This window comes from Paenibacillus sp. P2(2022), from assembly GCF_029522175.1.
GTDB classification, from domain to species: domain Bacteria; phylum Bacillota; class Bacilli; order Paenibacillales; family Paenibacillaceae; genus Paenibacillus; species Paenibacillus polymyxa.
Window position 1 is genome coordinate 645359 of sequence record NZ_JAKWFI010000002.1, and the last position, 24481, is coordinate 669839.

Sequence of the window (24481 nt, forward strand, 5' to 3'; positions counted from 1 at the left end):
ACTTTGTTACCTCTGTGTTGCTTGTACAGATACCGAAGATGAGGCCGGGAAGTAACCGATCTCGACCGCATGCTGGATCATATTGCGAATAAACTCCAGGTTGGTTACCGGACACTGTACGCCAGCTTGTTCCAGCAGAGCTGTGGTTACAGAGCAGCCGTAACGGTAAGCTGAGTCCTTGGCACCATCACCTTCGAGTTGTCCCATAGCAAGGTGAAGTGCATCTTCCTGAATGCCAGAAGACGGATTCAGCAGCCAAGCGCTGTAATCGTCAAAAGGCAGCGTTTCTACTGCGTAACCAAGCTGGTTTACCATAGCGATCAGTTCATCATATGGCAGTGGGTTCGGATTACAGATATGGAAAATGCGGTTCGCACTTTTTTGTTTGACGGACAGTTCTACGATAGCACGGCTGGCGTAATCAATTGGTGTAAAGTCTGTATGCCAATCGGCTTGTGGAGCTTTGCCCAGCAGCAGCATCGCCTTCATCATACGATAATAAGCATTGCTATCGATATTATGTTGGAAGCGTCCGTTGGCCGAATGGGCTGTCAAATTACCCGCACGGTAGATCGAGACAGGTGTACCTGCTTGAGCTGCTTGGAACAATAACTTCTCTGCCGCAAGTTTACTGTTCGTGTACAGGTTGTCCACGTTCAGTTCATCTGGGAAGGCAGAGAACTCTAATGTCGATTCCCATTTTCCTTCGTTTGCAAGATCCTCAGGTATTCCCATGGTGGAAACATGATGGAAGGAGACTCCTGGCTTAGCTTGAGCGATTTTTAGCAGTTCCAGTGTTCCGGTCACATTCGTGCGATCGAAGGTTGCCGAATCACCAAAATGGCGAACGTCAGCGGCGCTGTGAATGATACCGTCGATGTGGTGCTCTAGCATATGGCGGTCGACAGAAGAGAGACCCAGATCCGCTTGCTCTAAATCGCCATAGACAGCCTTGACCCGTCCTTCCATCAAGCTGGAGATATCTTGACCAAAATATCCTGTCAATACGGATTGAATACGCTCAAAGCCAGATGGACCGTCCTGAGAAGGGCGTACCATTGCGTATACTTTGGCTTCTGTCTGGTGGAGCAGGTCATACAGAATGTGTGAACCCAGATATCCTGTGGCTCCGGTTAACAAAATCACGCGCAAGTCGCGGATTTCAGCTAAATCTGAAGCGCCAGGCAACTCAATAGGATGTTCATTCAAATCTGTTTTTTCCCGAGAAATCGCGAGTGACTTGCGCTGCGGCGCTTGTTCTGTACCTAATTGCTCCACGTATTCAGCAAGCTCACGAACAGTTTTGTAGCGGAAGAAGTCTCCAATACGCAGCGCGCCATAACGCGGCTTCAGAATAGCCAGCACATGAATGACACGAAGCGAATCGCCTCCGATCAGGAAGAAATCATCAGTCGCGCCAATGTTATGTTTACCAAGCACTTGTGTCCATGCTTCGGCAATGAGTGTTTCAGTTCCTTCACGGAGAGGTTCTCCGCCGGACGTATGATCAGACACTTCAGGAAGTGGGCGCAGAGCCAACTTTTTACGATCGATCTTGCCAGTTGGTGAAATAGGCATAGCTTCCAGGTGAATGACATGGGTTGGTACAAAATAGGAAGGCAGCTTGCCTCCAATATAAGACTGTATAACGTCCTGTGGAATGGACTGTCCGTCCGAAGTGGTGAAATAGCCCACTAACATGTTCTGATCTGTGTGATCCTTGACGGCGACAACAGCTACGTCCTGAACACCTGGATGTTTGGAGAAATGGTCTTCAATTTCTCCTATTTCAATCCGGTTCCCCCGAATTTTGAGCTGCGAGTCCTTCCGGCTTACGTATTCAATCGTACCGTCTGGCAGCAGCTTGGCAATATCACCTGAACGGTACATTTTTTCACCTGGGACAAAAGGATTGTCCACGAACGATTGGGCTGTACGCTCCGGCTGATGGAGATAGCCGTGGGCCAACGCAGGCGTAGCAATACATACTTCACCCGGAATATTGACTGGGCAAAGCTTGTTATCGTCGTTAACGATGTACACTTTGTAATTGTAAATCGGCTTGCCGATCGGGATATTAACGACATGTTCAGGTACGGCACCGCGGACCCGATGGGTCGTCGTCGCTACGGTGCATTCGGTTGGTCCGTATACGTTGACGATGTCTGTGTCTGTACCGAATTTGCTTTGGAACGCCCGAACTTGTGAGCCATACAGTGCTTCGCCTGCTACAGTAACAATTCGAACATTTGCGAGCTTGCGATAACCTTCATCTGACAGGTACGTCGATAGCTGATTAAAGAATACAGTTGGCAAAATGGTAATAATCGTCGTGCCCGTACGTTCGATGGCTTCAGCGAATTCTTCCACAGATACGCGCTCTTCGGAAGACAGCAAGTACAATTTTGCACCGTAAAACAAGGCTCCAATCGTATCCCATACAGAAGCATCGAAGCTATAGGTGGCGAATTGGGTCAATACATCCTGAGGCGTAATGTCACAATCGCGTTGTACGACAGCTCCTAGGTTAACGACACCGCGGTGAGCGATCAGGGCACCTTTTGGTTTGCCTGTAGAACCGGAGGTGTAGATGACATAAGCTAGATCATCTGGACTTACTTCAACGTTTGGATTGCTTGCTGCATAACCTGCCAGTGGTCCGTCAATAGCTAATATTTCTTTTACGGTTTCAATGGACCCGCATAGTTCAGCCGCTTGTTGGGTGAGTGCGGAAGTTGTTAAGACAAAAGGAGAACGCGTGTCCTCGACAATGTAGCTACTCCGGTCAGCAGGGTGAGCGGGATCAACAGGAACGTACACGCCTCCGGCTTTTAGGATGCCGAGCAGGGAAATAACGGTCTCCAAGCTTCGTTCCATGAAGATGGTCACGAATTCACCTTTGGTGAGACCTTTGGATAACAAAACACGTGCGACTTGGTTAGCACGCTCGTTCAATTCACGGTACGTATACTCCCCCGTATGGGAAGCAATAGCTGGACGATCAGGGTACTGGGAAGCCGCTTCTTCAAACATTCCGTGAATCGTCTGATGCTCAGGATATTTTACGACGGTATCATTTAAAGCTTCGTGAGCAGCTCGATCTGCGTCCGATAATATGTCAATGGAATTTACAAGTGCATGGCTGTTGTTGAGCGCGCCTCGCAGAAGGGTTGCAAAGTATTCTGCGTAGCGAACCACCGTTGTTTCCAGCAAGAGTGATTGATCATACCGAATCTGTAATTGATAAGTGCCATTGTTATCACGAACAGCCCAGTCCATAATACGGGATTCTACACCGCTGTCTGTAGGAAGTGTTGTTGAAAATGAAGTATCAGCTTGCGGTTCTGCCAGGAATGCATTAGGCTCACGGAGCATCTCCTGAAATAAGCTTGCCAGTTCATGAAAAGTCGTTTCCTTTTCAACTGTCAACGATGCTGTAAGCAGACCGGATTGAGGCACAAAAGTAGAGAAAGAAACTTCTTCCTCTGCGGATAGACGATATAACCATGCAGTATACGCTGATAAGAGCACTGCTTGTTTGTCTTCCGGAGTGTTTTGTTGATTCAGTTGTTCCGAGATGGATGTCTCTAACTCTACTTGATAAGTAGAGGATGTATACTTGCGCTGTATACGTGCAAAATCCAAGGGAACTAGGAATGGGGATGGAGCTGTCTGTGTGCTGTTTTGTTGTAATGAAGCCATTACGCTAACCTCCTGAATGTTTGATGTTTCAATATAAGTGATGAAGCTAATAAATGCCTCCGATCCCTTCAAATGGATGAACAGGAGGGAGGCATCACCGAACGACTTACTTATGAAATATGCATTGAAATCGATAAATGGATATTTATGATTTGGTACGGTTTGTGTCTGCAATTTTGAAATAAGATGTAATTTCTTGAAGCTCTTCGGACATGGACGTCAGCTTATGGGATGACTCAATGATAGAATCCAAAGAGGCTTTTTGTTCCTCTACCGTTTGCATAATGTGAACACTGTTATTGGCTGTTTTGGTTACGGTGGAGGAAAGATCGTCTGCTGTCGCGGTCATTTCCTGTGTCCCCGCAGATATTTGCTCAGTAGCACTGGATACTTCTTGGATTTGCCATGCTAGATTTTTAGTTGCTTGAAGAATGTCATTGAACAACTCGCCTGCTTGTCCAGCAACGACGATACCGTTTTGAACTTCAACGTTCCCTTGCTCCATCGAATTCACAGCTTGTCCGATTTCACTTTGAATTTCTTCAATCAGAGACGTAATTTGTTTAGTTGCCTCCGCAGATTGTTCTGCCAGCTTACGTACTTCATTGGCCACAACGGCAAAGCCTTTACCTTCTTCACCGACACGCGCAGCTTCAATAGAAGCGTTCAGGGCGAGCAGGTTCGTTTGGCTAGAAATTCCTGAAATGGTGCTAATGATATTGCCAATTTCCTGTGAACGGCTGTCCAGCAACTTGATGATACGGGAAGTATTCGTTACTGAATCGGTAATCAAATGCATTTGGGATGATACCTTATCTACAATCTCGTTACCTTCATTCGAACGCTTCTCTACCGAATTGGCTTCTTCCGCCACATTGGAAGAACTTGTAGCAATATTTTGAATGACTGATGCCATTTCAGCCATAGCTCGTGCACTATCGCCTGTCGCTTTTTCCTGTGAACGGATATTATCCGTAATTTCATTGATATTTTGGTTGATGATGTTGGAATTGATTCCGTTTTGCTCACAGATTGCGAGTAATTCCTTCGCAGATTCATTGACTTCATCAGTAGTCTGCTTCACTTTGGTCATAATGCTGTTAATATGGCTTACCATATCGTTGAAGTTCTGATTCACGAGCCCCAAGTCATCTTGGACAGCATGAATTTGAACATCCAGATTTCCTCTGCTTACTTCACTGATACCGTACATCAGTTGCTTAATCGGAGATAGTGTGCGTTTTACTACCCAATATTGAAGCGCCAGGCAGATCAGTAGGAATATCACCAAAATGGTGGCGCCGCTAATGAGCAGCTTGGTCAATCCGGCAGGTACAGCACCGGCATCAGCATCGACAGCAAAATAGGCAAAGATTTTGCCACTAGGATCTTTAATCGGCGTCATCAAAGTCGTCCATGTACCAAAAGAGTCATCGTAAAAACTGGTGAATGTAGGTTTGCCGGAGTCCAGCATGCTAGTTACGCCTACAGCTACGACATTGGGTTGCTCGTACATAGCGCCGACACCCATTTTATCTTTTTCAAATGATTCTCTCAGATCTGTTGGCATGGCGACAATGGATGTCTGATTGCCATTTTCCAGCTCTGTTCCGAAAATATAGGCGTGAGAGATATTCGGGTTCGTTGCCATGATGTTATCTAGATAGGTACGAAGTTTGGTTTGAATGGGTCCATCATAATTTTTTTCTTGAACCGCTTGGGATACTTCATCGGAATTAATGCCCTGCGCCCACTTCAATGTGATTTTTTCCACTTGCCCATGCAATTGGTCAATCAAAATCGTACGTTGGATCAAATAGCTAGACACAATAAGGACTAGCCCGATCAATACGATATTGAAGAAGGATAATAATAAGTTTTTGGTGAAGAATGATAAGCTACTCCACTTTTTCAAAATGTTCCACTCCCTGGTAGTATTTTTGTATATGGTGTTGAACCGCTTATCGAATGAGATAATCAAGTCCCCCTTACAAACACAATAAATAGAGATAATTGACCCTTGATTTTTTCAAAATAGGTCTTAAGTCTTTTTCAGACAAGTATGATATCCCTATATATATGTCGTACAAAAAGCTCATGAAATGAATACCTAACGCAATAAAAAATTAATTTTTAATAGGTAAAGGTTGTGTGTATTTCAGTATTTTCCAATTTATACTCCTGCTTGAAATTCGAGTTCATTTCAGTCCATAAGCAACTATTCAACAGAAACCATCATACTTTATAATAGAGTCAAATGCACTTATCAATTTGGGACATTTTTCATATTTGAAGCCGCGAATGCTTGATTTATCGCGGTTTTCGTGATTTGTTCGCGAAATGAGTCCATGTATCTATGCATAGAGGAGAGGGATGAGAAAAGTGTCGAGGTTTACGATTTTAAAGGTTGAGAGCGACCATGCGGATCTGCATGATTTGATTCGTAGGCTGGATGAAGACTTGTTGGAAAGGTATCCTGCCGATCAAATTTACTTGGTGGATTTTTCCAACCCGAAAGTTAAAAATATGATTTTCGCTGTTGTGTATATGGATGGAAAACCAGTTGCTTGCGGAGGGCTTAGGCCTATAGATGCGGAAGAGATGGAGCTTAAAAGATTTTATGTCGATTCCTCTTATCGCAGACAAGGAATTGCAGTTAGCCTATTATCTTTTCTGGAAGAGGAAGCCAGAAAGCGGGGAGTAGTAAGGATTAATCTAGAGACTGGAGCAGCTCAACCTGAAGCAATTGCCTTCTATACCAAGCAGGGATACGAACCTATTGAACGATTTGGGGAGTATGAACACGATGAAAATAGTCTATGTTATGGTAAAAAGCTGTCTCTGTCTTTATAAAGCGTTCTCATATAAAATAGATGTTGATCAACACTAGCCTATATAGCGGGAGAGATGATAATGAATTTGAAGCAAAAAGCGGCCGAAAAAGCAGTTGAGGCGATTCAGGAAGGTATGAAAGTTGGACTTGGTACAGGCTCGACAGCCTATTGGGCTATTCAAAAAATCGGAGAGCGTGTGGCACAAGGATTACATATACAGGCTGTAGCTACATCCCAAGCCTCGGAGGATCAGGCCAGGGAGCTGGGAATTCCCATCATTCCGTTTGATCAGATTGGGAGGCTTGACGTTACCATTGACGGTGCAGATGAGGTGAATGAGCAACTGGTATTGGTAAAAGGTGGAGGTGGTGCTCTGCTGAGAGAGAAAATTGTGGAAAGCAATACCGATCGATTAATCATTATTGTGGATGAGTCCAAGGATGTGAAGGTGCTGGGCGCATTCCCTTTGCCGGTCGAGGTGGTACCTTTTGCCAGTGAATGGACGTTAGAGGCTCTGCGGCAGACAGGCTGTAAAGCGGAATGGCGTATGAAAGACGGCGAGCGCTTCCTTACGGATAACGGAAATTATATTGCCGATTGCCGCTATGGTACGATCGAAAACCCACAGGAACTGGAAATTCGCTTGAATCAGATTCCGGGTGTAGTCGATAATGGACTGTTCATTAACATGGCGGATCAAGTTATTATCGCACGAGCTAATGGACAAATTGACGTACGGAATAAATAATGTCTGGTAACCGTCTGTTTTATAATGTAGCATTCGTGTTATTGATATTATATACAGGGCTTCTATTATATTGGATGTTTCTCGGTTTTGGTCGCACGCTGCGGCCAGGACCTCCCTATTCATATAATGTTGTTCCCTTGGATACGATCGGGCGATACTGGCGGGCCATGCATTCTTCCCCTTTTCGGGTATGGGGTGTTAATTTGCTCGGGAATATTGGTGTGTTCATCCCCTTCGGTATTCTTGTGCCGATCATTTGGGTATCTATGCGAAGGGTAGGCAGGCTGCTGTTAGTGGTGGTGGCCGCATTGGTCATTCTCGAAGTAACCCAAATGCTGCTGGGCGCAGGTACGATGGATGTGGATGACATCATACTGAATGTACTGGGAGTATTATGCGGACGTGTTGCCTACGTATTTTTACGTAAGAAATTAAGAATTGAATCATAATCGCCCTGCTCTCGATATCAGTATTTAATGACTGGTCGAGGGCAGGCTTTTTTACATAATGAACGACAACTTCCGCATAATAGATGGTAATTCCTTCAATACAGACCGTAAAAGCAGGAAGGGAAGCGCTTAAACTTGACAAAAGTACGCAATTAAGATATCTTGGAATAAAGATATGAGTAACGGAGGCTGTTAATATGTCTGTAAAACCAGATGATCAGGACTTAGCGCTTAATTTGTTCGTTGTTCTGGCTCGTGCCTATAATTCGGTCACGTCTCGCACGAATCGGGACATTCATAGTCATGGATTAAATACAACTGAATTTGGTGTGCTTGACCTTTTGTATTATCGCGGACCGCAGCCTTTGCAGAAGATTGGAGAAAAGGTACTGATCTCCAGCGGGAATATTACGTATGTGGTGGATAAACTCCAGAAAAAAAACCTGCTTACCCGCCGTGCGTCACAAGATGATCGGCGTGTAATTTATGCAGAATTAACTGATGATGGACGTCATTTTTTTGAGCAAATATTCCCGCAGCATCATCGTGTTATTATGGAGACTGTGGATGGCTTATCCGTGGAAGAGAAGGAGCAGGCTATTCATCTGCTAAAAAAGCTTGGACTAACAGCTGAGGGACAGAAGAGTAACGGATCATAAGTGTTGCATTTTCTGGTTAAATCAGCTTTAAGATAAAATACCGACTTTTCGGTATTTTATTTTTTTGTCTAATTTTGGGCAGTGGGGACGCAAATCAGGTATAATTGTCTAATAGTCTCGATCTGAGGTCATCCCTAGAACCTGTTTCATATACAAATACCTTGTCGGGGAAGGAGCTGTACATGAGTATACAGCAATATACCGCAGGTGAGTCGCTATTGATGCAAGCAGGAGATTTGGCTGAGCTAGTTACCCACAAACAATACGAATTACAGCCAGATCTTTTGGAGCGCTTTGGGGACAACGGTAAAATAAAGACAAAACAGGACTCTTTATATAGTTTGAACTATTTAGCTGAAAGTGTAATCGTGAGCAGTCCTATTTTATTTACGTATTATGTTTCCTGGTTAAAGAGACTTTTAGAAGGTTTCGGCATAACCCAAGAAGATTTGATCATCAATTTTCAATTAATTCGGGAGACATTGGTAGAGCACTTTCATCACAGGGAAAAAACGGTGGTGCTGGAGCATTTGGAATTGGGGATACAGCAAATTGGGAAGAAAGAGGAGTACGCCTCTTTTATTACAGATGATAATCCCTATGCTGCCGATGTGACTCAATATTTGGAATATTTACTGTTTGGTAATCGCAGACAGGCTTTGGATTGGATCGTCCATTTGCTAGATGAAGGTATGTCTATTCAACATACTTATAAATATATTTTTCAAATTTCGCAATATGAAATAGGTCGTCTGTGGCATGAAGGCAAAATTACGGTTGGTCAAGAACATTTTTGTACTGCCGCGACTCAGTTTATTATTTCCAGCCTGTATCCCAGATGGATAGGTGCTGGAAATAAGGGACGTAGCCTCGTAGCAGCATGTGTAGGCAGCGAGCAGCATGAAATAGGTCTACGTATGCTGGCTGATATTTTCGAGATGGATGGTTGGGATACGTACTATTTAGGTGCCAATGTACCTGATCGGAGTCTGCTTCAGGCCATTGTGAGCTACAACGCAGATGTGGTGGCTATCTCAGCTACCATGGCTTACCATGTCCATCTGGTGAAAAAGCTGATTACTGTGATCCGCCAAAATACAACTACGAGTCATGTGAAAATTATGGTCGGTGGATTGCCCTTTAATCTTGATTCACACTTATGGCAGGAAGTGGGAGCGGATGGATATGCACCAGGTGCGGAGGAAGCGCTGGAGGTAGCAGAGGACATACTTTCGCTCAAGAGATAATGTTAGTGTTGGCAACCCGTAAGTCATTTTGTAAAGGGGGCCTTTTAATATGAAGGAACCGACAGCAGAAATGGCTGTCCTGCGGAGAACGGTCGAACAATTAACGGATGAGGTTCTGAAAAGCAAGGCTGAGGAAGAAAAGCTGCTGAATGAATTTTCAGCAATGAACAACGAACTGGTCAATCTGCAGCGTCAGCTTGCCAAAAGCAATGCGGAATTAAAGCGGACAAAGGAAGAAGCGATAAGGGCTAATGACCTGAAGAGCACTTTTCTCGCCGTGGTTAGTCATGAATTTAGAACGCCAATGAACGGAATTCTGGGGATGATCGAAATGTTAGCTTCATCCAAACTGTCTCCAGATCAGCGGCAGGCCATCGGTGTGATACGTGAGTCGGCCTCTCTGCTGCTAAACATGATTAATAATCTGCTCGATATATCCAAAGTAGAAGCAGGACAGATGGAGTTAGAGATCGGCAATGTCAGAGTTCAGGCGATTATGAGCCATGTTGCCCAGTTGTTGGAGCCGCAAATTTATCAGATGGGCAACCAGTTGAGTATAGAGACTGATCGTGCCGTGGCAGAGCATCTCGAAGGAGATTCGGCAAGGATTATGCAGATCTTGCTTAATCTGTTGAACAATGCAAATAAATTTACAAGCGAAGGGAACCTTGTTGTTCGGACAAAATTGGTTGAGGAAACTAAAGATTCCCAACGTGTTCGTTTTGAGGTGCAGGATTCGGGCATCGGGATTTCAGCGGAGGATCAGGACAAGCTGTTTCAGCCTTATGTGCAAGCTGGTGAAGGCAGCGCCTCCCAATATGGAGGAACGGGACTGGGGCTGTGGATATGCAGCTCTTTTGTGAAACTTATGCAGGGAGAGATTGGGGTCGTTAGCGAAGAAGGCCAAGGCTCCACGTTCTGGTTTGAAATTCCCTTCAGGAAGGCATCAGGACAGGCAGTTGAAATAGAAGAACATGAAAATGGTGAATTGACGGTACGTAGTGAGTTGCTTCGTGAGCATAGTCATTCTCAAGCTATTTTGGTAGCAGAGGATAATCGGGTGAATCGTCAAGTAGTGCAATTACAGCTTAACCACCTGGGATTCCAGCATATTGACTTTGTCGAGGATGGACAAGCTGCAGTAAGAGCGGCCTCCGAACGATCCTACGCCTGCATTCTAATGGATCATCATATGCCTTTGCTAAATGGTCACGATGCGGCGAAAGCGATCCGCCAGTGGGAAGCAGAAAACCAACAGCCGCCTGTGCCGATCATTTCTTTGACCGGAAATGTGTCCGAGGAAGACCAGGCTCGTGGGCGGGTGATTGGTGTGAACGATTACTTGATGAAGCCAGTGACGATTGAAAATCTCTCAGAAAAGCTGGTCAAATGGCTACCCATTCCGGAATCCGAGCCTATTTTGGATGAGGATGTTATTCGTGAGATCATGCTGCTGGACGAGGATGGTAGCACGGGATTACTTGAGTCATTGGTCGAAATGTATACCAGTGATACACCTGCCAAAATCAACAAGTTAAAAGAACTGGTTGCTGCGGGCGAAGCCACAAAAGTAGTAGAGGCTGCTCATGAGTTGAAATCAGGCAGCGTGAGTCTGGGTGTCGGGCGTTTGTCCAAATTGCTGTCTGATATTGAACAGCTTGCACGGGAGAACCGACTTGAGAATGTACAAGGGAAGTTGTCTGCGCTCCAGTCTGTCTATCAGGCAACGTGTTTAGAACTGGAACGTTATATTCACCAGTCGAGACTGTCTCCCCCTTGTTAGACTTGTACCTAGAAGGAGGACCTAAAATATATATATGAAAGAACAGCTGCGTTCCATTCACCCGCTGGCCTGGACAATTATAGCGGGTACGATTTTTGGTCGGATGGCGACCTCTATGAGCATCCCATTTTTGTCTATTTATCTGACCACCCGTCTGGGGGTCACCCCCTTTCATACGGGGGTGATCGTATCGGTCAGCTCGCTGGTTGGCATTTTTGCCAGCTTTTACGGTGGATATATTTCAGATCGGATCGGACGACGTAAGGTCATGCTGGTATCCATCGCGAGTTGGGCGCTTGTATTTGTCGCTTTTGCGTTGGCAGAAGCGGCTTGGGCCTTTTTTGTCATTAATGCTCTGAATGGACTGTGCAGATCCTTGTTCGAGCCAACTTCGCGGGCGCTATTATCCGATGTAACCCCCAAGGAGAAGAGATTGCTTGTCTATAACATGAGATATGCGGCGATTAATGTTGGTGTGGTGGCAGGACCGCTGCTTGGTTTGATGTTGGGATCGGCATCTACAGGTACGCCGTTCATGGTAGCCGCTGGTGTGTATGCTCTGTACGGGGTACTGCTGTTGATCCAGTTTACTCGGTATGCATCGGATCTGCATGTAGGCACAACAGCGGGAGAGGCTCCGCTGCGGATAGGCGAGGCGTTCCGAACAGCCAGCAGGGATCCCATATTTATGCCGATTCTGTTGGGAACTGTATTCTGCGTAATGGGCTATGCCCATTCCAATTCGACAATGCCTCAATTTTTATCGTTGTCCTTCGAGGAAGGTACCCGGTGGTTTACATACATGCTAACGGTCAACGCGGTTTGCGTATTGGCTTTTCAGTATCCACTGGTGCGGCTGGCAAGCCGCTTTTCTCCAGTGAATTCCTTAATAGCAGGGAATATATGTATTGCGGTCAGCTTGCTGCTGTGCGGTATGCTAAACTCAGGCTGGATGTTTATACTGGATATGGTGCTGTTTACAATAGGCGAAGTATTATTGTTCACGATGCTGGACGTACTGATTGATCAAATTGCTGATGCTCAATATAAAGGGACCTACTTCGGTACGATCGGCTTTAATAATTTGGGTAGTGTACTGGCTCCTTTATTTGGTGGCTGGTTGCTGGATGTCTATGGTCAAACGGCACCGCTTGCCGTGTTTGTTCCGGTTGCACTGTCGGTTGTGATCGGTATTCCCTTCCTGCTGGTCGCACGCCGCCGTTTGGCGCAGCGTACAGCCCGGTTCGCGGCTCAAGGAGCAGAGTCTGTGCAGCAACTGTCATCATAAAAAAAGGGGGCTGAGTACAGGATGAAGTCGGAAGAAGATGTGCTACGAATCATACAATATATGAATGATCCACAGGTCTTGGAAGACTTGCGCTATGTGCGAGAGCTGAAGCTTCCGCAAGGTTGTATAGCCGCGGGCTATGTACGCAACCGTGTGTGGGACAAGCTACATGGTTATACAACAGCTACACCACTAAACGATATCGATGTTATTTATTTTGACCCCAAAAATACGCTAGAGGAACGAGATGAATTTCTGGAGCAGTCCTTGAATCGTAAACAGGCGGGACGCAACTGGTCTGTCAAAAATCAAGCTCGGATGCATATTCGCAATGGGGAGGCTCCGTATTCCTCGATAGAGGATGCGATGAGTCGCTGGCCAGAGACGGCAACTGCTGTAGCCATTCGATTGAATGCCAAGGATCAAATGGAGGTCATTTGTCCGCATGGGCTGGAAGATCTGCTGGATATGCGGGTACGTCAAAGCCCATTGTTCCGTCACACTACGGCTTTTCGTCAGCGTGTATTTGAAAAACAGTGGCTAGATAACTGGCCGTTGCTTATTGTGGAAAATTAAAGTGTAATCTCATTTCAGATTGTAAGGAGAGACGACTAACGATGTTTAAAAATATAAAACCAGATTCAGCTCGTGAGGAGGTGCTGGAGCTGCTTACCTACGCCGTGCTAGATCATCCTGAACGCGGAGAGGCAGCTTTGCGTGCTTATCAAGCCTCGGATGAATGGAAGTTGTTCGGTGTGGAAGATGAAGGACTTATTGTAGGTGTTGTCGGTTTTGAGGAGCGGGAGAATGGAACGATTGTGCTCCATCATCTGGCTGTATTGCCTGAAAATCGTCATAGAGGCTACGGCAGAGGGATGTTGCTTACGCTTATTAAGGAGCGTAGCCCGAAGCGACTTATGGTGGATACAGATGCGGAGGGGGCAGATTTCTTCCGCAACGTGGGGTTTGCTGTATATGGATCAGAGGATTTGCCAGATGGTGGGCAATTTCATTGTGTATATGAAATAGACGAAGAATAAGCGAATCTCCGGGTCCCGCTTCCTTTTTTTCTACATAATATATGTTATGTCGGAGGGAGGTGGGGTTCATTGGCGTATCACTACACAGCGATTGGAGATTCTTTAACGACAGGTGCAGGGACGTTGCTAGGTGGCGGCTTTGTACCTGTCTATCGGCAAATGGCAGAAAGATATCTCCGTACACCAGTCAGTTACGAGAATCTGGGAATCAACGGACTGACATCGCAGGAGCTGCTGTCTATGGTTCGCAACAATCCGCTTTTTCGGTCAGCAATCAATCGGGCTGAACTCATAACGGTGACGATCGGCGGCAATGATCTACGTCCATATATCAGTACACTTGCTGGAGGCCCAGGCTCTTCAGGTTCTTCCATTCCACAAGCACTGAATCATACCAAAGAACATGTACGCCAAATTGTACATGCCCTGTATCAAATAAAGTCCGGTCAGCGTGAGCCATTTATCATCCGAATGGTGGGATTATATAATCCTTTTCCAGGGATAAGAGAGGCGGGAGTATATGTACGCCAATTCAACTCGTTTCTCTATACATTGGGTGGACCCAATTACCGGGTAGCGAACATTTATCCCGCGTTCGAAGGCAATGAACGGGCATTGCTTTCGCTGGACCGGATACATCCGAACAGCCGTGGTTATCGCGTGATTGCGGAAGAACTGAATCGACTTGGTTATGCGCCGTTACGATGAGTGTGAGCGGATGCTTCGGATCGGACAAAGTATATGAAAGAAAGAGGTTCATGATGCCAGTAGGAACTGACCATCATAAGCCTCTTTTTTTTGCGTTTCAGTGTGCGGTTTAGCCGATTAATTTACGGAATAAGCTACGAGCAGCCCACTTGCGCTCACTTCGTTTGCGGTATTTGGGCAGAGAACGATAGACAGCAATGGATTGGTTAAATGCAGCGCTGGCTTCATCCTTGCGTCCCAGCATACGGTACATTAGGCCTGTCAGATAATAGCCCTCACTAGAAGAAGACTGGATCTCCTGAAATTGCTGTAGATAGTGTAGTGACTTATTTACGTCACGTTCCTTGAAAGCAGCGGCTAAATGCAAATAGGGCTCACCGTATTGCACTCGCGGGTTAATGTCCAGGGCCTTGAGTAAATGCTGTTCTCCATCCTCCAGATGGGTTGTGTGTACCTCAGCCGTACCCCGCGCGTTCCAATAGTCTGCTGAATCTTCATATCGGGATTGAATTTCCAATAGTAGCTCCAAAGCCTGCGAGTATTTCTTGCTTTCGATCCAAATTCGAGCCAAATCAAACTTGGCAGCCACATCGTTGGTGTTTAACGCAATCTGTTGACGCAATCGTGCTGCATTGCGTCTTCTTTTCCACGGTTTGCTGATGCTGGGCAATACACCGACAAAGCTGCGATCCAATATATAGATCAAGATTAAGAGTACGAGCATTGCCAAAAACGGGTTACCGAGCAAACTCCACAGTAGAGAGAAAATCAAAAATTTCCCAATCATTCTGCTCCAATCCTCCTGTATATGTAGCTATCCATACTTTCCACATTATAGCATAGGGGCGCTTTCAGGGGCATTAGCATGATGAGATTTCGAAGAATGATAGCTTTCTATGTGGGTGGGGGAATGGAAGAGTATACATCGTTTAGATTGATGCTTGTGAAAATGTCGTATGTACAAAGACTCCTCCTTGTATGGAGGAGCATGAGAAATATCAGTATTACATTGAGTGACTGAAGACAACTTGGGAATATGCAGATGAGTTAGTTGCATTGGTCCATCCTATTTTTTTATTCCCGCCAAAAGGTTGAACAGTCGGCCTTATCCAAAATATTAAACTCGACTATTTTCTCAAGTAATGAGAAATCAACTGGACTATCCCACTGGATACGTATCAACTGCTTGGTGTGATTATAGCCAGCCTGCACAATTAAATCAGAAAAATGATTAATCCCTGCCCTTTCAGGGGCAACAGCCAAATGATGTTTGGCTATGCTAAAGCCAATAATAAATGTGCCGTGATCGGTAAACATAGGCTGTTTCCACGCAATTTTTGGCATTAAATTTGGAAACTTCTTGATTACCCAAGCTAAAACCTCTTCCGTTCGGGCTTGATGTTGCGGGTTATCAATATGCGCTAAATATTCTGCAAAAGCTTCCATGTAAGTTCCCTCCTAAAATCAAAATTGTATCGTTCAGAGGAATTCCTCAACAAGAATAGAGTACAAATATGAATCATGAAACTCGCCTTTGTAGTACCAGTGTTCTCGCATTATACCTTCACGTTGCATTCCGATCTGTTGCATAACCTTCTCAGAAGCTTTATTTTCTGGACGACATGTTGCATAAATACGATGGACATCAAGTGTACTAAATCCAAATCCTAGCAGGGCTCGTGCCGCTTCTGTTGCATAACCCTTTCCTTGATAATCTGGGTTTAAAATATAACCCACTTCTGCATTAGTATCTTTGACATGAATACCAACACCGCCGATCAGAATTCCAGTGTTTTTCAGACATATAGCTAGTTCGTAGTCTTGTCGTGGCTTTTCCTGCTGTGAGACTAGAACTTGTTCTATATATGCCTTTGTATCTTCTTCTGTATTGGGTCCCCATGCTGTGTGCCTAGTAACTTGGGGCAATGACGTGTAGGTATGTATACTTCCCCAATCGGATCTGCAAATATCACGAATGATGAGCCGATCTGTTTCAAATTGCATAACGATTCCTCCTGTCCATCATTAGCATACATATTCGTGTTTTCTGCACAAGCTATTAAACCTATTTAAGCAGATCTGATGGAATATTCAAGATTTTGAGAGAAAGTGTTAAAGAAGAGGATCGAATTACGTGTTGAATAAGGGGAACGAATCAATCCTTTTGCCGCCTGAACGCAAACCGCAAGGGAGGCGTCCGGCAAAAGGCAAACAGAAAAAATTGAATGTGGTACTGGATTAGCTACTGTTATTGGCTATCCAGTCCGTCTTAAAACAGTCTACGGGCTGTTACGAAACGTTTCTTCCATTTATCGTCAAACGTATCAAAATGAACGCCGCGCTCTTTGGAGAAAGTATGCAGCAATTTGTTGTTCCCTGCATAGATCGCCACATGGCCGATCTCCAGCCCACGCGCACTGAAGAACAGCAGGTCACCTTTGCGCAGTTCGTTCAGCCCCACCTCCCGGCCTTCTTTTGCCTGATCGTAAGAGACACGGGGGAGGTCGATAGAGAGCGTATGTCGGAACACTTCCCCTACAAATGAGGAACAATCAAAGGTCGCTGTCTGTCCGGTTGCTGCGCCGAATTTATAAGGGGTACCAAGGAATTTTTGCCCGTAGGCGATCAGTTCATCACCCTGCCGTTCTGCTAGAGAAGTGCTGGTGTAATCACTGTATTTTGGTTTAGCCGATATGTATCCGGTCAGGTTGTTTTTAGTGCGTACTTCCAGCCAGAGAGCATTAACCTCGCGGATGACATGAACCTTTTCACCGGTTGGAATAAGCCGCAGGGAAGGAGAAGCTTCTGATGAATCTGGTTTGCTGCGCAAGTTGACTCCAGAAAGAATCGTTGTGAAAAAGTCTTCTTTAGAGGCAATTCGGATCGTTCGGGTTAGAGCGTCCCATTTCACTGTGCTCCCGAGTGCTTCGCTCACAAAACGCAGTGGAATCATTGTGTTGCCCTTAACAATCTGTCCGGGAACGTTCAGGGACAGCGTTTTGTCGTTGAGGGTGGCAGCAACTTCTCCAATACGATAGGTCAGCGTCGTGTCGTTTTTGGTTGCTGTTACGGTTTTGCTGGCTCCGTTCCAGGAAAGCACAGCTCCTTGCGCCTCAAACAACTGACGCATAGGGACGAGCGTTGTCCCGTCTAGCAGTAGCGGTTGGGCAGTAAGCTCAAGCGGGCGGTCATCCACATAAACGGTTGTTACTGGAGTTAGCGGCGCCGACTTGGCGTAAGACGGGGTTGCTTGCAGCAGTGATACGGCCAGCAGAGCCAGCCCTACTTTCTTGTTGATTGTCATGCTGTCATCACCTCGTTGTTAAGTTGTTCATCTAAGTTGTACGAGACTGCCTCCGATTAGTTGTGTACCAATTATTGGATTAATTCAAAAACCAAAATAAACAAAAATAAAACAAAATCATATCTGTGTTTTTATGTTGACATCAAAATTAAATAAAGATAGAATTACAAATGTGAAATGTTTCACTTTAGAGTAGTTCTGTATTTAGCGAGGGATCAAAAGTGAATCCTTAGGAGGCAGATTTTTATGAGCGCACATGTATTTTTTGTACCATCTATCAATCTGATGGGAAAAGGCTGTTTGCATGAAGTTGGACCCTATATAAAAGAACTACATTTAAACAAAGCACTGGTCGTGACCGATAAGTTTCTGATGAAGAGTGGAATTGCAGGCAAGGTCACATCCTTGCTGAATGATATTGGCTTGAACTATGTAGTATACGATGAGGTCAAGCCCAATCCAACCTGTAAAAACGTACATGATGGCGTTCAATTTCTACAGGACAACGGCTGCGACTTTTTAATTTCTATTGGTGGAGGATCCCCACAGGATACGGCCAAGGGAATTGGCATTATTGCTACCAATGGGGGACATATAACGGAGTATGAGGGCGTTCATCAATCCAAGCATAAATCGCTGCCCATTGTCGCCATTAATACAACGGCAGGAACATCCGCAGAAATTACAATCAATTATGTCATTACGGACGAAGAGCGCAAAGTCAAAATGGTTATGGTTGACAAGAATAGCGTAGCTACGATTTCAGTCAACGACCCTGAACTGATGGTAGACAAACCCGCCGCATTAACGGCAGCTACAGGACTAGATGCTTTGACTCATGCCATTGAAGCTTTGGTTACTCCGGGTTCTTATCCTGTTACAAATGCGACCGCGTTGGCAGCAGTAGAACTTATTTTTAACAACTTGGCCCGTACAGTGAGCGACGGTCATGATATAGAAGCACGTGAACAAATGGTTTACGCTATTTTCTTGGGAGGACTTGCATTTAATAATGCCGGGTTGGGTTACGTCCATGCTATGGCCCATCAGCTAGGCGGCGTATACGATTTGCCTCATGGGGTTTGCAATGCCATGCTGCTGCCGATTGTGGAGGAGGAGAATGCCAAGCATGTACCAGAGAAGTTTCGTGCCATCGCTAAGGTAATCGGTTTTGAAGATAAGGGGAAAACGGATAAAGAATGCGCGGACTATGTAATTCAAAGAATCAAAGACCTGTCGAAGGAAGTAGGGATTCCTGCCAAACTTTCTGAACTAGGTGTAAATGAGGTGGATTTAGATTTGCTTGCCGAAAACTCCATGAAGGATGCTTGTGCTCCGGGCAATCCGTTCATACCTAGCAAAGAACAAGTTATCGAAATGTTTAAGAAAATTCTATAAATCATACTGCTATTATTTTGTTATATACTTTAAGGGCTGTCCCAGGAACTGATTAAGAACACCAGGGACGGCCCTTTGCATTCTTATTATAACAGACTTAAATCTTATTCTTTGAAGCATTTCATACGTGAAAATCCGATCAGACTGACTGAATACTTGATTTGTATAGATGTCTATGCAATAATGCTTGTATGTTAAAAAATAATGCAGCTGCACTTGTAGGAACCATTAGGGACTCGATCAATAAATTAATTGTATCTGAGCTCGAATCCTATGGAGTTGAAGGAATTGTACCTACCCATGGTGGAATACTGATGTTTCTGTATCAAACGGATGGACTTTCGATTAAGGAATTGACGCAAAAAATTGCTCGTCAGCAGCCCACAGTCACTGTTTTGATCGACAAGCTAGTAAAATTGGGGTATGTGGAGAGGAAAAAAGAAAGGGAGGATAGCCGGCTTACTCTGATCTATCTTACCGAAAAGGGAAAAGAGCTGGAGCCTATATTTGAGACGATCTCCTATAAATTAAAAGAAACCATCTATGGGGGTCTCAAAGACGAGGAACAAAAACAACTGGAATATCTGCTGGAGCATGTAAAAAACAGGTTTTAAATTTTTTTAAACAAATGTATAGATATCTATACAAATGCCAAAATAACAATAAAACATCTGGAGGTCATGAAAATGAAACATCTTATCATCTATGCTCACTCTAACGCTGAAAGCTTTAATCACGCGATACTGGAAACGGTTGTAACCACCTTGAAGGAAAAAGGTGACGAAGTCGTTGTACGCGATCTATACGCTCTTAATTTTCAACCGGTATTAAAACCTGAGGATACTGCTGCGATGAGAGCTGGACAAACACCGGCTGATATCAAATTAGAGCAGGAGTATATCACGCAGTCCGATACGATTACGTTTATTTCGCCCATTTGGTGGACAGGACTTCCTGCGATCTTGAAAGGTTATGTTGATCGTGTATTTGCATACGGCTTTGCCTATACGGCTGGTACAGAAGGGATTAATAAGCTGCTTACAGGTAAAAAAGGGTTTATCGTGAATACACATGGTACTCCCAACGCGATCTACGATGAAATCGGTATGACCACAGGATTGAAGCTCACATCAGATACAGGAATTTTTGATTTCGTTGGAATTGAATCGGTTGGCCACTTGCTGCTTGGAAGTATCGGCTACCTTGATGAAGACGGTTATAAAGGATTGCTGAAACAAGTACAAGACACGGTTAAAACAGTGCTGTAAAGTTAGTTCATATTCGTTCAGAAGCGTAGGACATTCTTTAAACGACAAGGTCAACCAGCATTTGAGGGTTGGCCTTTTCTTATAAGTGCTAATACTTTTCTAATATAGTCCAGACAACGATCTGATCCTGCTTGTTATTATGGGGATATACAAAACTAGCCTTTGTATGATTTGTTTTGTCATAATATACTAAGGCGTTTAGGCTTTGGGCGGAGTCGTAGCTTTGATCCACGAAATGGTTACCCAATTTATTTTTTACATCATCAAGTTTCTGAAGCTTGTGACCATCGATACTGGAAAATTCACTCTCGGACAAGGTTTGCAGTTTCATAATCTCTCCACTAGAGCTATAGACAATCAAGAAATTTTCAAAATATCTGTGATCGGCATCTTTCGTGTGTTTATCGTTAAAATCCGGATTCTTTCTATAAGCAGTCAAATCAATCTCCGCAATATTCTTGCTTAGTGGAATATGGTTTATTGTCAATTCCGATAGATCCGTTGATTTTACCGACATCTCCGTCCATAGATCTTTTGTGAAATATGCCGTTAAAGCGATCAGGATAACAATACATATAATGAAGCTTTTTTTGGAGATTAGCTTAAGCATAGTTTGAAGACTCCTTACTATCACAGAGATTAGCATGGTTTATTTTATCGCAAATATTGGAGTATACTATTTAATTGTAACGAGTCGATGAATGAGATTAAAGAATTTTTTTGTTTTGGGCTAAGAGACCTCTGAAGGTGTAGGGGGAAAGTATAATAATTCACAAATATTTCATTGTTATTATCGTTGGCAATTCTTTATAGTACATAGTATCCATATTTAGTTTAACGTCGAGATAATGAAATTAATTTTCCTTACTCAGTGATTACCTGCATGTATTCAGAATAAGAATTACGGCAGCGCTTACGGGAATAAGGAAAAAGGCGATGTGGCAATGGAAATGCCTGATGCAGTTAATTGAGCTTTCCTTGAATATGATGAATGCGGATTCTAGTGAAAAATAACATAATGTGAGGGTGTACTGGGTGAGATATAAAATCATAGCAGATAGTTGCTGCGACTTAACGACAGAGCTTAAAGAAGAGATGCAAGTAACTACGATTCCATTAAACATGACATTGGGTGAAAAATGCTTCATAGATGATGACACATTGGACTTGCCTCAGTTTATGGAAGAAATGAAAGCCTGTACAACCAAGATTGGTTCCGCATCACCATCACCTATGCTGTATAAGGAAGCCTTTCAAGGCGCGCATACTTCTTTTGCCATTACATTATCCAGCAACCTGTCCAGCTCGTATTCCAGTGCGTTGGTAGCAAAGGATATGGCGGAAGAAGAGGGAGCGGATGTTCATGTATTCGATTCGAAAAGCGCATCGGCTGGGCAACTCTTGTTAGCTTTAAAACTACGCAAGCTGATCGACGAAGGATATCATAAAAGCGAAATTATCTCTTCCCTGGAGAGCTTTATCAGCAAGATGAAAACCTATTTTGTTTTAGAGAATTTGGATAATTTGGTCAAGAACGGACGAATGAATAAAATTACTGGAAAGATACTCTCATTCTTGCATATCAGGCCCATTTTAGGTTCAGATGGTGACGGAAACATCGCATTATTTACTCAAGCCCGTGGTCAAAATCAAATCATTGAAAAGTTGGCAGATACCATTGAAAAAAGTGGTCGAAGTACCGAAGGAGAAAGCATCGTTATTACTCATTGCAATAATCCCGGACTGGCGCAAAAGTTAATGAATACCTTGAAGAACCGCTATCAATTTAAAGATATTCATATTGTGCCCACCAGGGGAATTAGTTCAATGTATGCCAATGACAAAGGGATCATTATCGCCTTTTAAAAAGTATTCAGGGTTTATCCTCGTGCGATGGATAAACCCTTTTTAGTATATTGGGGCTTTCATGAGTCTAAGCCTATCCCAATTTTCTAATGAGAACAGAGGCGTTTATGCTGGCTTGAGTTCCTCCGGCCTGTGTTTGCAGGGCAACAGCAGCAGTAGAGCTATGGTTACGCAGAGTAAGGACATCACCGCATGCCAGGGCGAGGATGGCTTGCCCGGTGTTCTGTTGTGTTCCCGCTCCTGAGCCGTACACGGTTCCCTCAGCCAGTACGCCATTAATAAAGATGGCGAATTGGTTAGGTTCTACACCCGACACCGAAAAGCGGACTTCATACTTTCCTGCATCGGCTACAGCAATTTGTGTAGTCCCTGGAAGGTGAGCAATTCCAGGTGTAAGTATGCCGTTCGTATCGAACATGACCTCCCCTTCAATCGAAACGAGTTGGGGCCTCACATTATAAATGTAACCGAACTGCGCTATATCACCTGTGGTTCTGGAATCCCCTTCAGCATCATGATTAATGTTCACACGTACAACTTGCTTTTTGACAATGATGTCTTTACCAAACGATTTCCGTTTCGAGCGGCTTCTTTTTTTGGGGGGCATTTCCTCAAACTTTTTTTCTAGCTTATCAAACCAGGCACGAATAAAAACATCTTTTTTACGGCCTTTTTTTTGGTTCAATTTTGGACGACCCAATACAAACACCTCCATATGGTTTGTTGTATAGTACTCCATTCATCTAGAGGAGGCATAGATATCTGTCCTGTGTTTCATAGGAAACGATCTATTTTGACTAAAAACAGGCTTCTGTACAAGGTACATTCGTCTAGTATGTAAAAAGCACCTCCAAAAGTATCCTTGGTTGTCAACTAAGGATACTTTTGGGGTGCCAGTAGTAGCTTATATCATGATGAAGCGGTTTGAAGCCGCTTTTTTCGCACATATAGGGCGTACAGGATACCGCCAAGCAGGCACAGGATACAAGCAAATACTGCCAGTAACCAAGCTGAAGCAACTGCCCCTCCACGATCCATACTGTTTCCAAGCCATAGGGGCAGCAGGGCCCCTCCGACTCCACCTGCACCGATAAGCAGGCTGGTCGTCGATTCTTCTGTACCTGGCATCATTTTGCTGGCAAAAACAAGAGCGATGGAAAAGATGCCTGACATGCCGAGTCCCAGCAGTACGATAAGGACAAAGGCACCAGCAGTGCCTTGGATCAACGGGAACACACACAGCAGCAGAGTCGCTGCCAGTGAGCTCAGAGCGACAAAGACACCGTAGCCGTATCGATCGGCAATGTAGCCTGTGAACAACCGTCCAAAGGCCATTGCCAACCAAAAGCAGGTGACGCTGAGTGCTGCTTCGGCTTGTGTGAGACCGAGTCGCTCGATGAACATGGAGGGCAGGAAATTGGCCAGACTCATCTCTGTTCCTACGTAGATAAAGAAAAAAACGATAAATAATGCAAGGAGCCTCCAATTGCCTATAGGGCTGCTTTTAGAAGCCTTTACGGTAGGTGACTCCAGTGAATTAGTGGCACGCTTATGGTAGTCACCTCGGTGTTCTTGTTCGTCCAATAGAGCGTCCATTGTGCCAAAGGACCCGCGCAGCCAGGCTATAGTGGCTACGGCTGCAAACAAGGAGATGATGGGGAATGCCAGTCGCCACCAACCTAGAGCAATGAATTGGCTGGCGATAGCCGGCATTGCTAAGGCGCCGATCCCGAAAAAGACTTCCAGACGGCTCATAGCCGCGCCCGTTCCTTGGGTAATACCCCCAATAACAATAGTACCTATGACTGCTTCTACCATGCCGAAGCCAAATCCGGCTACTGCCCCGACGGCATATAGCCAGCCCCAAGGCGGCAGTAGTGAATATAGCACTTCAGCCGCACATAGCAGGAGGAGGGCAAATATCAGGCTTCGGCGTTTGCCAAAAGTCCGGGCAAGCCACGGTGACAGTAGGACTCCAGCCAGAAAGCCGGAAAATTGAGCAAATATCAGGCTTCCGCCATCCGTATAGTTTCTACCGTAATGCTCTAGCAACACGGGCAGTAGGGAGCCTACAACCACATGGGCTAGACCAATTAAAAAATAAGACAAGCTGCCGATCCATAGCAGTCGTTTCATGATTAACTCCTTTGGTACTAATTACCTTCATGCAGTAAAGTGAATGGTATA

At 44.7% G+C, this 24481-nt stretch carries 23 protein-coding genes; 14 read left to right on the forward strand and 9 right to left on the reverse strand.

The window, feature by feature from the left end; translation table 11 throughout:
* Positions 1-6: 6 nt before the first annotated feature.
* Positions 7-3702 carry a non-ribosomal peptide synthetase family protein gene (locus MMB75_RS10275; protein ID WP_090887272.1) on the reverse strand — a complete coding sequence of 1232 codons (3696 nt, stop codon included), beginning with the start codon at positions 3700-3702 and terminating at the stop codon, positions 7-9.
* Between the two features lie 145 nt (positions 3703-3847).
* Positions 3848-5617: a methyl-accepting chemotaxis protein gene (locus tag MMB75_RS10280; RefSeq protein ID WP_277507639.1), complete on the reverse strand. Its 1770-nt coding sequence runs from the start codon at positions 5615-5617 to the stop codon at positions 3848-3850.
* 467 nt (positions 5618-6084) lie between these two features.
* Here MMB75_RS10280 and MMB75_RS10285 point away from each other — a divergent pair, with 467 nt between their 5' ends.
* The 10 genes from MMB75_RS10285 (at position 6085) to MMB75_RS10330 (ending at position 14458) form a co-directional block, all read left to right on the forward strand.
* Entirely contained in the window at positions 6085-6555 is a 471-nt protein-coding gene (locus MMB75_RS10285; protein WP_019686962.1) for a GNAT family N-acetyltransferase, read from the forward strand.
* A 60-nt stretch (positions 6556-6615) separates the two neighbouring features.
* The gene (gene rpiA / locus MMB75_RS10290; protein WP_016819237.1) at positions 6616-7284 is read left to right on the forward strand and encodes a ribose-5-phosphate isomerase RpiA; all 669 of its coding nucleotides are present in this window, start codon (positions 6616-6618) and stop codon (positions 7282-7284) included.
* Positions 7284-7733 (forward strand): VanZ family protein, encoded by a 450-nt coding sequence (locus MMB75_RS10295; RefSeq protein WP_016819238.1) that lies wholly within the window; start codon positions 7284-7286, stop codon positions 7731-7733. Before rpiA ends, MMB75_RS10295 begins: the two co-directional genes overlap by 1 nt.
* A 197-nt stretch (positions 7734-7930) precedes the next feature.
* A complete protein-coding gene (locus MMB75_RS10300) occupies positions 7931-8392 on the forward strand; it encodes a MarR family winged helix-turn-helix transcriptional regulator (protein ID WP_013309820.1) in 462 nt (153 codons plus the stop codon).
* A gap of 182 nt (positions 8393-8574) precedes the next feature.
* Complete coding sequence (locus tag MMB75_RS10305; protein WP_019686963.1) at positions 8575-9639, forward strand: cobalamin B12-binding domain-containing protein; 1065 nt, start codon at positions 8575-8577, stop codon at positions 9637-9639.
* A 49-nt stretch (positions 9640-9688) separates the two neighbouring features.
* Positions 9689-11422 carry an ATP-binding protein gene (locus tag MMB75_RS10310; protein WP_045243875.1) on the forward strand — a complete coding sequence of 578 codons (1734 nt, stop codon included), beginning with the start codon at positions 9689-9691 and terminating at the stop codon, positions 11420-11422.
* 34 nt (positions 11423-11456) lie between these two features.
* A complete protein-coding gene (locus tag MMB75_RS10315; RefSeq protein ID WP_017425771.1) occupies positions 11457-12710 on the forward strand; it encodes an MDR family MFS transporter in 1254 nt (417 codons plus the stop codon).
* A 21-nt stretch (positions 12711-12731) separates the two neighbouring features.
* A complete protein-coding gene (locus tag MMB75_RS10320; RefSeq protein ID WP_016819242.1) occupies positions 12732-13286 on the forward strand; it encodes a nucleotidyltransferase family protein in 555 nt (184 codons plus the stop codon).
* Between the two features lie 41 nt (positions 13287-13327).
* Complete coding sequence (locus tag MMB75_RS10325; protein WP_045243874.1) at positions 13328-13750, forward strand: GNAT family N-acetyltransferase; 423 nt, start codon at positions 13328-13330, stop codon at positions 13748-13750.
* A 69-nt stretch (positions 13751-13819) separates the two neighbouring features.
* On the forward strand, positions 13820-14458 hold the full coding sequence (locus tag MMB75_RS10330) for a GDSL-type esterase/lipase family protein (protein ID WP_045243873.1): 639 nt from the start codon (positions 13820-13822) through the stop codon (positions 14456-14458).
* A 109-nt stretch (positions 14459-14567) separates the two neighbouring features.
* On the opposite strand, the gene MMB75_RS10335 is transcribed toward MMB75_RS10330, so the two are convergent.
* The 4 genes from MMB75_RS10335 to MMB75_RS10350 form a co-directional block, all read right to left on the reverse strand.
* Positions 14568-15245 (reverse strand): tetratricopeptide repeat protein, encoded by a 678-nt coding sequence (locus MMB75_RS10335; RefSeq protein WP_016819245.1) that lies wholly within the window; start codon positions 15243-15245, stop codon positions 14568-14570.
* 287 nt (positions 15246-15532) lie between these two features.
* Entirely contained in the window at positions 15533-15904 is a 372-nt protein-coding gene (locus tag MMB75_RS10340) for an iron chaperone (protein ID WP_045243872.1), read from the reverse strand.
* 33 nt (positions 15905-15937) lie between these two features.
* Complete coding sequence (locus MMB75_RS10345; RefSeq protein WP_031463300.1) at positions 15938-16462, reverse strand: GNAT family N-acetyltransferase; 525 nt, start codon at positions 16460-16462, stop codon at positions 15938-15940.
* Between the two features lie 265 nt (positions 16463-16727).
* Entirely contained in the window at positions 16728-17762 is a 1035-nt protein-coding gene (locus tag MMB75_RS10350) for a stalk domain-containing protein (RefSeq protein ID WP_045243871.1), read from the reverse strand.
* Positions 17763-18008: 246 nt separating this feature from the next.
* On the opposite strand from MMB75_RS10350, the gene MMB75_RS10355 reads away from it, so the two are divergent.
* The 3 genes from MMB75_RS10355 to MMB75_RS10365 all read left to right on the forward strand — a co-directional run bounded on the left by MMB75_RS10355 (position 18009) and on the right by MMB75_RS10365 (position 20428).
* A complete protein-coding gene (locus MMB75_RS10355; RefSeq protein ID WP_016819251.1) occupies positions 18009-19160 on the forward strand; it encodes an iron-containing alcohol dehydrogenase in 1152 nt (383 codons plus the stop codon).
* Between the two features lie 191 nt (positions 19161-19351).
* Complete coding sequence (locus MMB75_RS10360) at positions 19352-19774, forward strand: MarR family winged helix-turn-helix transcriptional regulator (protein WP_016819252.1); 423 nt, start codon at positions 19352-19354, stop codon at positions 19772-19774.
* Positions 19775-19846: 72 nt separating this feature from the next.
* The gene (locus MMB75_RS10365; protein ID WP_016819253.1) at positions 19847-20428 is read left to right on the forward strand and encodes an NAD(P)H-dependent oxidoreductase; all 582 of its coding nucleotides are present in this window, start codon (positions 19847-19849) and stop codon (positions 20426-20428) included.
* A gap of 88 nt (positions 20429-20516) precedes the next feature.
* On the opposite strand, the gene MMB75_RS10370 is transcribed toward MMB75_RS10365, so the two are convergent.
* Positions 20517-21038, reverse strand: a complete 522-nt coding sequence (locus MMB75_RS10370; RefSeq protein ID WP_016819254.1) for a hypothetical protein — start codon at positions 21036-21038, stop codon at positions 20517-20519.
* A 425-nt stretch (positions 21039-21463) separates the two neighbouring features.
* Here MMB75_RS10370 and MMB75_RS10375 point away from each other — a divergent pair, with 425 nt between their 5' ends.
* The gene (locus MMB75_RS10375; RefSeq protein WP_016819255.1) at positions 21464-22294 is read left to right on the forward strand and encodes a DegV family protein; all 831 of its coding nucleotides are present in this window, start codon (positions 21464-21466) and stop codon (positions 22292-22294) included.
* Positions 22295-22367: 73 nt separating this feature from the next.
* Here the strand turns inward: MMB75_RS10375 and MMB75_RS10380 are convergent, their stop codons facing one another.
* Positions 22368-22994 (reverse strand): BclA C-terminal domain-containing protein, encoded by a 627-nt coding sequence (locus MMB75_RS10380; RefSeq protein ID WP_016819256.1) that lies wholly within the window; start codon positions 22992-22994, stop codon positions 22368-22370.
* Between the two features lie 209 nt (positions 22995-23203).
* Positions 23204-24430 carry an MFS transporter gene (locus MMB75_RS10385; RefSeq protein ID WP_016819257.1) on the reverse strand — a complete coding sequence of 409 codons (1227 nt, stop codon included), beginning with the start codon at positions 24428-24430 and terminating at the stop codon, positions 23204-23206.
* Positions 24431-24481: the final 51 nt, after the last annotated feature.